This is a genomic window from Moraxella haemolytica, assembly GCF_030177935.1.
GTDB lineage: Bacteria > Pseudomonadota > Gammaproteobacteria > Pseudomonadales > Moraxellaceae > Moraxella > Moraxella haemolytica.
This window is the reverse complement of the sequence record NZ_CP089974.1, coordinates 329,500-343,254: the sequence shown is the minus strand read 5'-3', so window position 1 is coordinate 343,254 and position 13,755 is coordinate 329,500. Positions and strand designations below refer to the sequence as shown.

At 42.0% G+C, this 13,755-nt stretch carries 12 protein-coding genes; 8 read left to right on the top strand and 4 right to left on the bottom strand.

The features are described from left to right. The first annotated feature begins 93 nt into the window (after nt 1-93). The 3 genes from LU276_RS01505 (at nt 94) to LU276_RS01495 (ending at nt 4,438) form a co-directional block, all read left to right on the top strand. Complete coding sequence (locus LU276_RS01505) at nt 94-1,557, top strand: NAD-dependent succinate-semialdehyde dehydrogenase (protein WP_284673938.1); 1,464 nt, start codon at nt 94-96, stop codon at nt 1,555-1,557. Nucleotides 1,558-1,619: 62 nt separating this feature from the next. Continuing rightward, nucleotides 1,620-2,864: a 4-aminobutyrate--2-oxoglutarate transaminase gene (gene gabT, locus LU276_RS01500; RefSeq protein ID WP_284673937.1), complete on the top strand. Its 1,245-nt coding sequence runs from the start codon at nt 1,620-1,622 to the stop codon at nt 2,862-2,864. Between the two features lie 107 nt (nt 2,865-2,971). Next, nucleotides 2,972-4,438: an APC family permease gene (locus LU276_RS01495; protein WP_284673936.1), complete on the top strand. Its 1,467-nt coding sequence runs from the start codon at nt 2,972-2,974 to the stop codon at nt 4,436-4,438. Nucleotides 4,439-4,812: 374 nt separating this feature from the next. On the opposite strand, the gene ahpF is transcribed toward LU276_RS01495, so the two are convergent. Then, the gene (gene ahpF / locus LU276_RS01490) at nt 4,813-6,369 is read right to left on the bottom strand and encodes an alkyl hydroperoxide reductase subunit F (RefSeq protein ID WP_284673935.1); all 1,557 of its coding nucleotides are present in this window, start codon (nt 6,367-6,369) and stop codon (nt 4,813-4,815) included. Between the two features lie 229 nt (nt 6,370-6,598). Here ahpF and LU276_RS01485 point away from each other — a divergent pair, with 229 nt between their 5' ends. After that, entirely contained in the window at nt 6,599-6,820 is a 222-nt protein-coding gene (locus LU276_RS01485) for an HP1242/YdcH family protein (RefSeq protein WP_284674546.1), read from the top strand. 175 nt (nt 6,821-6,995) lie between these two features. Here the strand turns inward: LU276_RS01485 and ahpC are convergent, their stop codons facing one another. Then, nucleotides 6,996-7,562 carry an alkyl hydroperoxide reductase subunit C gene (ahpC, locus tag LU276_RS01480; RefSeq protein ID WP_284673934.1) on the bottom strand — a complete coding sequence of 189 codons (567 nt, stop codon included), beginning with the start codon at nt 7,560-7,562 and terminating at the stop codon, nt 6,996-6,998. 175 nt (nt 7,563-7,737) lie between these two features. On the opposite strand from ahpC, the gene LU276_RS01475 reads away from it, so the two are divergent. Then, on the top strand, nt 7,738-8,652 hold the full coding sequence (locus LU276_RS01475) for a hydrogen peroxide-inducible genes activator (RefSeq protein ID WP_284673933.1): 915 nt from the start codon (nt 7,738-7,740) through the stop codon (nt 8,650-8,652). A gap of 9 nt (nt 8,653-8,661) precedes the next feature. On the opposite strand, the gene LU276_RS01470 is transcribed toward LU276_RS01475, so the two are convergent. Continuing rightward, entirely contained in the window at nt 8,662-9,270 is a 609-nt protein-coding gene (locus tag LU276_RS01470) for a M48 family metallopeptidase (protein WP_284673932.1), read from the bottom strand. Nucleotides 9,271-9,436: 166 nt separating this feature from the next. Next, on the bottom strand, nt 9,437-10,084 hold the full coding sequence (locus LU276_RS01465; RefSeq protein ID WP_284673931.1) for an OmpA family protein: 648 nt from the start codon (nt 10,082-10,084) through the stop codon (nt 9,437-9,439). Nucleotides 10,085-10,564: 480 nt separating this feature from the next. Between LU276_RS01465 and LU276_RS01460 the strand changes: the two genes are divergently transcribed. The 3 genes from LU276_RS01460 (at nt 10,565) to minC (ending at nt 13,574) form a co-directional block, all read left to right on the top strand. Next, nucleotides 10,565-11,530 (top strand): acyltransferase, encoded by a 966-nt coding sequence (locus tag LU276_RS01460; protein ID WP_284673930.1) that lies wholly within the window; start codon nt 10,565-10,567, stop codon nt 11,528-11,530. 83 nt (nt 11,531-11,613) lie between these two features. Then, a complete protein-coding gene (locus tag LU276_RS01455) occupies nt 11,614-12,714 on the top strand; it encodes a hypothetical protein (RefSeq protein WP_284673929.1) in 1,101 nt (366 codons plus the stop codon). A 143-nt stretch (nt 12,715-12,857) separates the two neighbouring features. Next, the gene (minC, locus tag LU276_RS01450; RefSeq protein WP_284673928.1) at nt 12,858-13,574 is read left to right on the top strand and encodes a septum site-determining protein MinC; all 717 of its coding nucleotides are present in this window, start codon (nt 12,858-12,860) and stop codon (nt 13,572-13,574) included. Nucleotides 13,575-13,755: the final 181 nt, after the last annotated feature.

Sequence of the window (13,755 nt, the reverse complement as noted above, 5' to 3'; positions counted from 1 at the left end):
CTTGCCAAACAACCCAATTCATCTTTATAATAAGTTTGAGTCCCAAATTTTGAATAATAGTTCATTATACTGAACCAAATAAAGGAACAACGCATGACCAACCCCTTGAATTTAAACAATCCCGCCCTATTTAAAACCGCCTGCTTCATTGATAATAGCTGGATGTCTGCCAAGAGCGGGGCAGTGATTGCCATTCACAATCCCTTTAATGGCGAATTTTTGGGAAATGTACCTGATTTATCTGCCGAAGAAGTCACCCATTCGGTAACTGCCGCCACAAATGCCCAAAAAAACTGGGCAAAACTCACCGCCGCCGCACGAGGCAAGATTTTGCATAAATGGGCAGATTTGATTGATGTCAATCTTGATGACCTTGCCCGCATTTTGACCTTAGAGCAAGGCAAGCCCTTAGCTGAAGCAAAGGGTGAAATTAACTACGCCAACAGTTACATTCGCTGGTATGCCGAAGAAGGCAAGCGTGTCTATGGCGATGTCATTCCCGCTCCAAACCCAGCCTTGCGCTATACCATTTTAAAACAGCCCATTGGCGTATGTGCCGCCATCACACCATGGAATTTCCCATCAGCAATGATTGCTAGAAAAGTCGCCCCCGCCCTTGCAGCTGGCTGTACGATGATTGTTAAGCCTGACACCCAAACACCCTTTTCCGCACTTGCCCTGATGGAACTGGCAAGACAGGCGGGCTTACCTGATGGTGTTTTGCAAGTGGTGACAGGCGATGCCAGTACTATAGGTGGCGTTTTAACATCCGACCCACGCATACACAAACTTTCTTTTACAGGCTCAACAGCTGTTGGCAAACTCTTAATGTCGCAATGTGCCAACACAATAAAAAAACTATCCTTAGAGCTTGGTGGCAACGCCCCCTTTATCATTTTTGATGATGCCGATCTTGATAAAGCTATTGATGGTTTAATGGTATCTAAGTACAGAAATGCGGGGCAAACGTGTGTCTGTACCAACCGTGTTTATGTGCAGGCAGGCATTAAAGACGAATTCTTAAAACGCTTTGCAAATAAACTTAACAGCCTAACAGTCGGCAATGGCTTGGACGAAAATATCACCATCGGACCACTGATTAATGACAAGGCAATGGAAAAAGTACAAGGTTTATTAAAAGATGCCTTAGATAAAGGGGCGACACTCATCGCAGGGGGCGACAAAAATCCTATTAGCAAGCTCACCTTTAACCCAACCATCATCACCGACATTACATCCAATATGGATATTTTTAGCCAAGAAATTTTTGGTCCAATCGCCCCTGTGTTTGTTTTTGACACCGAAGAAGAAGTACTTCAACAGGCGAACGACACCATCTATGGCTTGGCAGCGTATTTTTATACTAATGATTTGGGAAGGTCATGGCGTGTGTCAGAAAGGCTAGAATACGGCATGGTTGCCCAAAATACAGGGCTGCTTTCAACGGAAGTTGCCCCATTTGGTGGTGTCAAGCAGTCCGGTTTTGGACGTGAAGGCTCAAAATACGGTATTGAAGACTACATTACCATCAAATATTGGTGCGCAGATGTTGGTTAATTGATCATTTCTAAATACGATTTTTTCATAATTTTTTAGCCAAATACATAAGGAGTATTTTTATGGCAACTAATCAAGACTTATTGGCACGCCGTCTCAAAACCCTACCCAAAGGGCTTGGTGTTTCATTTCCTGTCTTTGCTCAAAAAGCCAACAACAGCGAAATTTGGGATGTGGACGGCAAACGCTACATTGACTTTGTAGCAGGTATTGGTGTGCTCAATACAGGACACAGCCACCCCAAAATTGTAGAGGCAGTCAAGGCACAACTGGACAATTTTTCCCATACATCAGGGCAAATAGTAAGCTACGAAAGCTATGTTGCCTTGTGCGAAAAAGCCCCCATCAGTGGCGACAAAAAAGCATTTTTGCTAACCACAGGTGCTGAAACTGTTGAAAATGCTATTAAAATTGCTCGTGCCAAAACAGGGCGTGCAGGCGTCATTGCCTTTGTTGGTGGTTGGCATGGCCGCACACTTTTGACAATGGGTTTGACAGGCAAGGTCATTCCCTATAAAAAAAGCTTTGGTCCAATGCCCGCTTCCATCTTTCATGCATCATTCCCATCGCCAGCAACAGGTATTAGCGAAGAAGCTGCCTTAAAAGATTTGGAGATGATTTTTAAGGCGGATATTGACCCATCTGAAGTAGCAGCCATCATTGTAGAACCCGTGCAAGGCGAAGGAGGCTTTCATCAATTGACCCCAAGCTACGCCAAAAAACTGCGTGAAATTTGTGATGAGCATGGCATTGTATTGATTTTTGATGAAGTGCAATGTGGTTTTGGACGGACAGGTACGCTGTTTGCTGCCGAGCAACTTGGCGTTGAGCCTGACCTGATTACCAGTGCCAAGAGTTTGGCAGGCGGCTATCCAATTTCAGCACTCATTGGTCGTGCCGATATTATGGACGCACCGCAAGCAGGCGGATTGGGTGGTACTTATGCAGGTAGTCCTTTAGGTTGTGTGGCGGCATTAAAAGTATTAGAAATTATTGAAGAAGAAAATTTGCTAGAAAAAAGTCGTCAAATTGGCGAAAAAATCGCTACTTTCTTAGCAGGATTAAACCACCCTAAAATCGCCCATATCCGCCACAAAGGGGCAATGCTCGCCTTTGACCTTGTGGATAAAGATGGCAATCCTGATGTGTCGGCGGCGACAACACTTAAAAACAACTGCTTTGAAAACGGACTAATGATTGCCACCTGCGGTATGTATTTTAACAGCATTCGTGTGATGGTGCCTTTGACTATACAAGATGAAGTATTGGACGAGGCATTGGCAATTATCTCTAAATCTTTGCCGTAAATAAGGTTGTGAGGTGTGCGGCATTGAATTGGTCAATGCATTGCATACCTTCAAATATAAGGAATCATTGTGGTAAATACAACTTACCATAACAGCAAGGAGATACTATGTCACAAATACAATTTAGAAAATCTTTAAAAACCAGCGATGTCATTGCCTTAGCATTTGGGGCAATGATTGGTTGGGGCTGGGTCGTCTTGGCAGGTGGCTGGGTGCAGTCAGCAGGGCTCATTGGAGCAATGTTGGCAATTTTTTTGGGTGGTCTGGCAATTTTATTTATCGGTTTGACCTACGCCGAGCTTGCTGCATCGATGCCTGTTACAGGTGGTGAACATACTTATACACACCGTGCGATGGGCATTCACATTTCTTTTTTATGCTCTTGGTGTATGCTATTTGGCTATTTAGCAGTGGTAGCATTTGAAGCAGTTGCCCTGCCAACGGTGGTTGAATATCTGATTCCAAACTATAATCAAGGTTATCTTTATAATGTCGCAGGCTGGGATGTATATGCCACTTGGGTGCTGGTTGGAATTATTGGCTCTATTTTAGTCACTTGGCTGAACATTCGTGGTATTGAAGTAAGCTCATGGTTTCAAAAATTGACTGTCTTCGGTATTTTATCAGTAGGTATTATGCTGTTTATTGGGGCATTACTTTTTAATCCAGAAGCAGGGTTTGACAGAGTACCGACCTTTACGGAAAACAAATGGTCGGGTATTATGAGCGTGATGATTATGATTCCATTTTTGTTTGTTGGCTTTGATGTCATTCCCCAAGCTGCCGAAGAAATTGACCTAACTCGCCCAAAAATCGCCCTGTATTTGATGATATCACTCATTATTGCAGTGGTTTGGTACATGGGTGTGGCGTGGAGCGTTGGTTCGGTACTGGATATGACCCAAGCCACTGAGTCCAAACTGGCAACCGCCGATGCCATGACTTTGGCATGGAATGGCAAATGGGCAGGTACATTGCTTGTTATTGCAGGGATTTTGGGCATCTTGTCTAGTTGGAATGCGTTTTTGATTGGTGGCAGTCGCTTGATTTATGCCATGTCAAAATCGTATATGCTACCTGCTTTTTTAGGCAAATTACACCCAAAATACAACACGCCCGCAACTGCCATTTTGCTACTTGGTAGCCTAGCGACACTTGCCCCATTATTTGGACGTAAAATGCTTGTTTGGCTGGTGAATGCAAGTGGCTTTGGGGTTATCATAGCTTATATGTTGGTCGCTTTAGCATTTTTGGTGCTGCGTATCAAAGAGCCAACTTCTATGGTGCGTCCTATCATCATTCCCTTGGGTCAGACGGTCGGTGTGATTGCTGTTATCTGTGCAATCGCAATGGCATCTTTGTATTTGCCTGGTAGTGCTTCCGCACTCACCCCTATGGAATGGGCAATTTTTGCAGGATGGATGGTATTGGGCGTCGTGTTGTACATTTATGCTTTAAACAAATTCCCTGGAAAATCTCAAGCCTTTATGGATGAAGAAATTCATGCCGTCAAAACAAAAAATCAACAATGGTTAAAAGAGCAAGGAATACCAAGTCGGGCATTTGAAAAATAATGCCCAATCAAACCAAACCGCACCCCAAAATTTTATAGGGCTTTGGGGTGTTTTTGATACTTAAATATACAATCTAACTACAACAAATAAAAAAGACTTCCCTATTACTTTATATCAACCGAACCCAAAAAACCACCACAAATCCACATAAAATAAAAGAACAACTTGTTAAGGCAATCCAATATCCAATCTTGCCGAATCCCTCAATCTGACCTCAAAACCACTTAATGAAGCTTAAGTTGGGTGAGTATGTCATTGGTGGTCTTTTATGATTTACTGCTAGGTTGGTATTGTAGTATATTGGGTTTCGGTTGGTATATAAAAACCCCCAGAAAAACACGCCCATTATGAGCGTGTTTTGATTTTATTATCAATCAAGAATTCATCATTAGATATTCAAAGGCAGACAAACCTGCTTTTGAACCTTCACCCATTGCAATATTAATTTGCTTATACGGCACAGTGGTAACATCGCCACAGGCAAAGATACCTGCTTTATTGGTACGGCATTTGGCATCAATTTCAATCTCACCTTGCGGTGTAATATTAACCAAATCTTTCACCATCTCAGAACTTGGCACCAGCCCAATTTGTACAAATACCGCATTCAAAGGCAATGTTACATTTTCACCAGACACTCGGTCTTGGTAAATCAAGCCGTCCACTTTGCCACCATTAGCAGTAATTTGCTGTGTGGCAGCATTTTTGATAATAGTGATGTTATCACGAGCTTTAGCCTTGTCAATCAGCACTTGGTCAGCACGCAATTTGTCGCCAAATTCTAACACCGTAACATGCTTAACAATGCCCGCCAAGTCCAGTGCTGCTTCCACACCAGAGTTACCGCCACCGATGACCGCAACCGGCTTGCCTTTAAAGAATGGACCATCACAATGCGGACAATACGCCACACCATTACCAATATTTTCATCTTCGCCAGCCACACCAAGTTTACGCCATTTCGCTCCTGTGGCAATGATTAGCGTGCGTGAAATCCAGCTCATGCCTGTATTTAGTGTTACTTGATAACCCTCTTCAACCTCTTCAATGGCAGATACACTCACATGCTCTTTGACAGTGATGTCATATTCTTTGATATGGGTTGAAAGATTTGCCGCCAAAGTATTACCATTGGTCAGTGGTATAGAAATTAGGTTTTCAATGTCTTGGGTATCTTTGACTTGCCCACCAATACGGTCAGCAACCAACGCTACTTTAAGACCTTTACGAGCGGTATAGATGGCAGCAGCCGAACCTGCAGGTCCACCACCAATGACAGTAACATCTTGAGTTTCAAGCTGTTCTGTCACACCCTTCGCCAATAGGTCTGGATACTCAGCTTGTAATTTATCAATGATGCGTGCGGTATCTACCTTACCATTTAAAAACGGCTTACCATTTAAAAAGACTGCAGGCACACCCTGAATGTTATTATCTGCCACAAGCTCTGAGAAAACACCGCCATCAATCATTTCATTGTCAATGCTAGGATTAAGCAGAGCAAACTGATTTAGGGCTTGTACCACATCAGGACAATTATGGCAAGACAAAGAAACAAAGGTCTGGAATTTTAGTGGCTGTTGAATACGCTTGACCAAATCCTGAATACTCTCATCCAATTTTAGCGTATGCCCACCCGCCTGCAGAATTGCCAAAATCAATGAAGTAAATTCATGACCTCCTGGTATGCCACTAAATACGATGCCTGTATCTTTATTTTCTGTGGTGATTTTAAAGCTCATGGGCGACAAATCAATATCCACAACCGATTTATCAAAACCGATTTTATCCGAGCAATTAGCAATCTGCTCAAGAAAATGAATCAGTTCAGCACGCTTAGCGTGTTCACCTTGACCAATGACCATCTGGATTGGGCGACTCATATTAGCACTATATGTAGTAACAGCATCAAGTAATGATTTATCTAACATGGTATTTACCTAAAATTGAATTTATATTGATAAAAAAGCAGTATCATCACATTATAAGGTTATCCGCCCAAAATGTAAATTTGGATTTTTAAACACCTATTTTTCAAGTGTCCATACCGCCCATTTTATGCACTTTTTAACCCTTGCTAAAGCAGGGTAATTTTGATAAGATACTTTTACACCCCAAAAAATAGGGTGTAAAAAACCAATGAAACCCAAGGAGAATGTCATGTTCCCAGAATACCGAGAACTTATTACCAAATTAAAAACTGAAAATGACCTGCATTTTATCAAGCTTTTTGATGAACACAATAATTTAGACGAAGAAATCACCAATCTAGAAAATGACCCTGTGGCAGCTGCTAGCCGTGCTGAAGAGATTGAAGGTCTCAAGCGTAAAAAACTTGGACTCAAAGACGAGCTATATAAATACCTACAAACCAAAGCATGATTGGTCATTAACCATCACTGCTTATGCTACAAGCCCAAGTTGTAAGACTTGGGCTTTTTATTTTAAGTCTTTGTTACACCTAAATCATAAAAGCAATAAAAATCGCCCCAAACGAGACGATTTTTATTGTTTATGCTAGCTTAGATACCAATTTGGTTGATTTTAAATCCCAAGATTAGATTTTACCAACCAAGTCTAGGCTAGGCTTCAAGGTCTCTTGACCTGCTTCCCAAGCCGCTGGACAAACATCACCATCATTATCACGCACATACTGAGCAGCTTTTACTTTACGAATCATGTCTTTAGCAGAACGACCGATACCTAAATCATGAATCTCAGCAACCTTAATCAATCCTTCTGGGTCAACCAAGAAAGTGCCACGAAGTGCAGCGTGCTGACCTTCAATCATGACATTAAAGCCACGAGTAATCGCACCAGTGCCATCACCTAGCATCGGGTATTTTACTTTACCAATCGCAGGCGAAGCGTCGTGCCATGCTTTATGAACAAAATGTGTGTCGGTAGATACAGCATATACTTCCACACCAAGAGCTTTTAGCTCTTCATAATGATCAGCCATATCTTCTAGTTCTGTTGGGCATACGAAAGTAAAGTCGTGTGGGTAGAACATGAAGATTGCCCACTTGCCTTTAACATCGGCAGTAGAGATGGTTTTGAACTCTCCATTAACGAATGCTTCGGTAGTAAATTCTGGGATATGTTGATTGATGATTGCGGTCATAACTTCACCTTTTTTATTGTGGGTTGAATTATGCAGTAGCAATTTACTGCCTACTTTGTTATTATAACGAAAAAAGCCGAGCGTTTCCACCGTTAAAACTGCCAACGGTTTTATTTTGCTTTAATATGATCTAGGTGCACAGACTTTGCATTTTAACATTTAAAAAAGGTATTTTATGATTACCCTACGCCAGTTAGAATTTGCACTTTCAGTTGCCAAATACAAACACTTTAAGCGTGCCGCCGAAGAATGCAATATTTCTCAATCCGCCTTGAGTCTAGGGATTGCCGAACTTGAAAAACAGTTGGATACACAGATTTTTGAGCGTAATAACAAGCAGGTACTCATCACACCCATTGGCGAAGAGATTTTGGACAGAGCACAGCGTATCTTTAGCGAGATTAACGATTTGATAACTCGTGCTCATAGCCATCAATCGCCACTCGCCTACCCCATGTCCATCGGCATTATCCCAACTGTCGCCCCCTACCTACTGCCAAAAGTATTACCCACCTTAAAAGAACAGTATCAAGATTTTGAACTGTCCATCACCGAAAAACAAACCGAACGACTCATCGAGCAGGTACGCTATGGGCATATTGATACCGCCATCATCGCCCTACCTTATCCCATAGAAGGATTGCATGTATTTGAGTTTTGGGCGGAGGACTTTTTTGCAATTTTCCCAAAAGGCAAAAAACATATCGATGCCAAACACATCACAAGCGATGAGCTATCCAAGACCAATCTATTATTGCTGGGCGAGGGGCATTGCCTAACCGATCAGGTGCTGTCGGTGTGTCAGATGAATAAAGCAGAGATAAGAACAGGTTTTTCTGATGCTAGCCTAAACACAATCATACAGATGGCATTATCAGGCATGGGTACGACACTCATACCAAAAATGGCACTTGACCAACTGTCTAACACGCATGATATTAATAGCATGCCCTTAGCCGAGAAAGGTCCACATCGCCGATTGGCATTCATTACTCGTCTCAATTACGCCAGAGTTGATGATGTGCGTCTGCTTAGCGAGATATTTAGTAAAACCTTGTCTGCTGATGCCAGCGACTCACAACAAGCGTAAGAGCAATATTTAACCATCAATACGACCCCTTAAAAGACCATGCCAACGCTCATAATCTGGCATGGCTTTTTTTACTTCTTGCCAAAAGTATTGCCCATGATTGGCATGAATCAGATGGCATAGTTCATGCACAAAGACATATTCAGTGCATTCATAAGGATAGGCCGGCAGATAAGTAGAAAGCCAAATTCTAGCATCACGAGTATTACAGCTTCCCCATCGGGTTGTCATGGTTTTGATACGCACCTCTTTGGCACTTTTGCCAACGATGGGTTGCCATTTTTGCATCAAGGTGGGGATTTTTTCGGTCAATGCCTGACGATACAACATCAGCACCACTTCTTGATCTAAAGACCAATCAACCGTCTCACCCCACAGCGTCATCAAACCAGACTGTAAGGATTCCTGTCTTTGCTTTAATTTATTACTGGCATGATATGCCCAAGTTAGACGGCCTTGCACCGCCTTAATCACCACCATCTCATCTGCCAAATATGGTACGCTTACCAAGCACTCGCCTGCTTTAATACGAAAATTGATGTTCTTCACCGATTTTTTGGTGATGACAAGGCGAATGCCATGCTCAGCATACAGCAGTGTTAAATTGGTTATATCCATGTGCGTTTTGCTTAATTAAAAAAGGATGCCACAAAGGTCGGTTTAAGGTAAAGTCTAGTTACAATTATACCAGACACAATAAACAATCCACATAAAATAAAAACAGATTGGTATTGCCCAACCTGTTTTTTATTATTCTATGATAATTACAAAGTCTCTAAACTGATTAATTGAGACTTTTTGGGGCGATAATGGTTAATTCAACACGGCGGTTTGGCTCATAACCATTGCCAAACTGGGTGGTTACGCCACGACCGATGGCAGTGATGCGGCTGGCACTTACGCCACGATTGGTCAGATAGTTCGCAACGGCATTGGCTCGGTTTTGTGATAAAATTTGGTTGGCATTCCGACTACCCTCAATAGACGCATAACCATTCACAACCACATTGGTCTGATGATACTGATTTAGGGTGGCCGCCACTTGGTTTAGAGTACTGTATGATCCTGGCTTGATGTCATAGCGACCCACATTAAAAGTAATCGCCTCTGGGATTGATAGATGAATATTATTGGTCATGGGGTCACGAGTAACTCCAATGCCCGTGCCTGCGGTCTGCTGTTTTAGGCGAACTTCTTGCTTGCTCATATATGCACCAACGCCTGCACCAACCACCGCACCAATGGCAGCATCACGACTTGTCTTTTCACCACCTGTAGCCTTAGAGATAACCAAGCCACCTAAAGCACCTGCCAATGCACCAATACCAGCTTTTTTGGCATTGTCATTAACTTGGACACCTGTACTGGCACAACCTGCAATGACTACGCTAGATGCTACAGATACTGCCAATAGTTTCATTTTGATGTTCATGATAGACTCCTTAAGGTCTTAAAATCAATTCAAAGCAATCCACATGAACCCAAATGTACATTGGGACGCTTATTGTAATGTATTATGAATGAAAAAACCTACTTATCTGTTATAAGTCTGTATCTTATTGGTGTAGTTTTTATGGAGCCATCTACTTCCTACGCATAACCTTCTCTCATTGTTCATCATTTTATAAAATCACACCCAAATTTCACAACACCTGCCATACTACACCAATCATCTGTTAATTAAATGACGATAAATTATCATCAATATTGTATCAAAAAGTTTCAACAGCGGTTTTCTGCATCATTTAAGAAACATTTATTCATCTTTTTAATAAAAATTTGGTAAAATAAATGTAATTTTCTTGCGGTGGCATATTTTGAATATTTTATTGCATCATCGGTAATAATAAATGCAAAAACACTCAAAAACAAGCTCTAGATAAGCCATCAAAATACCAACTCGGATAATCTTATGAATACAGCCACCCAAAAAAAACAACGCAGTACTTTGCCCTTTTTTCAAAAACTATATGACACATCCCCAAAACTTGCCCAAAAACTCTCATTTGCCATCGGTGCAGGCAGTATTGTCGCTAACAGTGTTGGATTATCCATCCCTTTATATACTGCAGGTTTAGCTAAAATGCTCAAAAAATCCAAAATCGCTGATAAAGCCGTCATCGGCATGGCAAATTATTGGATTCATTCAAACAACCTAATCATTGATAAAGTTTTGCCCGCCAAAGACTGGCGTATTAGCGTGCCTGACGACCTAAATCCAAACGGTAAATACCTATTGATTTGTAACCATCAGTCATGGGTGGATACAAGTATTATTCAGTATGTTAGTGAAGGCATCTTGCCCATCACGAGATTTTTTGCTAAGCATGAGCTCATTTATATCCCCATCGTTGGGCAGACCTTTTATTTTCTTGACTTTCCGATGATGAAACGGCACACCAAAGAACAAATCCAAAAAAACCCCGAACTTGCCAACCGAGACTTAAACGAAGCTCGCCGTGCCTGTGAGCTGCTTGCTGATAAGCCCTTTGTGCTACTTAACTATTTGGAGGGTACACGCTTCACCCCTGCCAAACATACCGCTCAAAAATCCCCCTACAAACACTTATTAAGACCTAAGGCAGGCGGATTGGCACTTGCCATCAGTAGTCTTGGTGATAAAATTGACGGCATCTTGGATATGACCTTAGTTTACCCAGATGGCACACCACAATATAGCGACCTATGGCAAGGAAAACTGTCTCGCCTTAGCGTAGATATTCGTCATCTAAACATGGATGGTGAGCTGTTTTTGGCACTAAAAGATGGACAATACAACCAAAATGATGAAGTCAAAGCCAATCTGTTTGCTTGGCTTGATGAGATATGGCAAGCCAAAGACCGCCGTATTGATGCTATGCTCAATGAATTTGACTAACAGTCTTTTAAGATACGGCCTGACAGCCCATCATTGTGCACATCAGATCACTTTCATTTCACCAATAACCAACTAAGATTACCATGCGACAAACACCCCAGCTAGACGAGTTGAGCATTCCACAGCCACACGAAGTTCCACAAGATGTCATACCATTATTTGGTGGTGAGCACCAACAGCGTCCCAGACATCTAAAAATCGCCTACGACATCATCATGCTGGCGTTGCTTGTGGTGGATTTGTTGTTGATTTTTGCCGACAACATTTTAATGAGTGCGTTGAGCGGTTATATTGCCAAATGGACAGGGCTTGAAGGATTATTGATGACTTATCAACACCATCATCATGAGCAACTGACACTCATCGGCGGTATATTTACTGCATTTTGGGTGATTGAGCTGTCTATTCGCTGGGTGCTTGCGATTGTCAATCATACTTATCATCGCTGGTTTTTCTTTCCTTTTGTGCATTGGTACGAGACACTTGGTTGCTTTCCTGCGTTGCGTGCGTTGCGTCTTTTGCGTGCAGGTGTCATCATCAAAAGACTGCATGATGTTGGCATTCAAATCATTCCAAAACGCTGGATTAACTCGGGAAAATTTTATTATGGCGTGGTACTTGAAGAGCTGTCTGACCGTGTCATCTTAACCGCCACTGATAATATCCGTGAACAACTGCGACACTCAAACACACACGACAAACTCATTCAAGACACCATCAATAAAAATCGGGATACCTTTGAGGCCGCCTTGCTTGAACTGTTAAGAGATGAGCTTAGCCCTAGACTTCAACAGGCATTTATGCACCAAACAGGCGAACAGCTATCTAGTGATATTGGACTTGCGGTTGAACGAGCTCTTATAGACACACCCGAGTTCCGAAAATATCTTAAACTCATTCCGATAGCAGGACATCTGATTGAAAATCAAATCACTCATATTGGCAAGCATATCGGTGAAAATGTTACCACCGCCATCAATGCTCATCTGTTCTCACCTCAGACGCTAGATGCCCTGATGGTACAAATCGCCAAAGGCGTCTCAAGTATTGACACCGACCGAACCGCCTTGCAACATCTGATTTTCAACATTGTTGAAGATAGCATCACTGCCTTTGAGCAACAAATTAAAATTCAGCAATGGAAACACAGCGTGCAACTAAAAACAGCCGTATCAGAACATTGATGGGATTCATAAAAGATGACCAATGCAAACAGCCTGTAAAATAATGCCTGAGCGGTGTTTTTTCACCATTAAAAAAATGCTACAATCTTACTTTTAATAAAAGCATTGTTGTATTCTAACCAAACAATTAACGGTTGATTATCATGAGTAAAGCCATTCAATTATTCGGAAAAATGCTAACCTTTAGCCGAATCAAAATCAATACTGACAACTTGGGCGATATTCAAAAAGAATTGACCAAAACACTACAAGACAGTCAAATCACCAAGAATATTCCTGTCATGATTGACAGTGATACCGACTTAGATTTGGATAAATTGGTTGAGCTGTTATGGAAACTTGGTGTACAGCCTATTGGCGTGGTCGATGGAGCACTCAATAAGCAAGCAAAAAAACTGCGTCTTGCCATCTTACCTACTGATGGTAAACGCCTAGATCAATTAGCCACCACCGAAAAACCCAAATCGCAAAATACACAATCAACCAACAAAGCTGACCACCCTGACCTACCTGATGAGACCATCAGCACCCAAAATCTGCATGAACAGCTGATACGCTCAGGACAAAGCGTCCATCACTTCGGTGGCGACCTAACCATCTTAGGTGGTGTCAATCAAGGTGGAGAAGCCATTACCGACAGCAATCTACATATCTACGGTCATGGTTTAGGTCGCTTGGTGGCAGGTGCGACAGGCGACAAGGATGCACACATATTTTGTCAAAAATTCAACCCAACCCTAGTTGCGGTCGCAGGCACTTACTGCTTATCTGAAGATATCCCTAGCGAGCTAATTGGCAAAGCGGTCAAGGTCAGCTACGATCAAGAAATAGGCTTGGTATTTAACAGACTACCCGATTAAGAAAATAAAAACCACCTACTAAGCGGATAAAGCTTTTGGTGGTTTACCCATGGTTGTATTGCAAATGGTGGTCATCTTAGCAACCGATGGTTTTATATTGTGCTTTTTATCTAGCCATCAGATAATCTATGATAAAAAAGCAAAATGTGCTATGCTAAGCTAATAAAATTTAACATTTTTT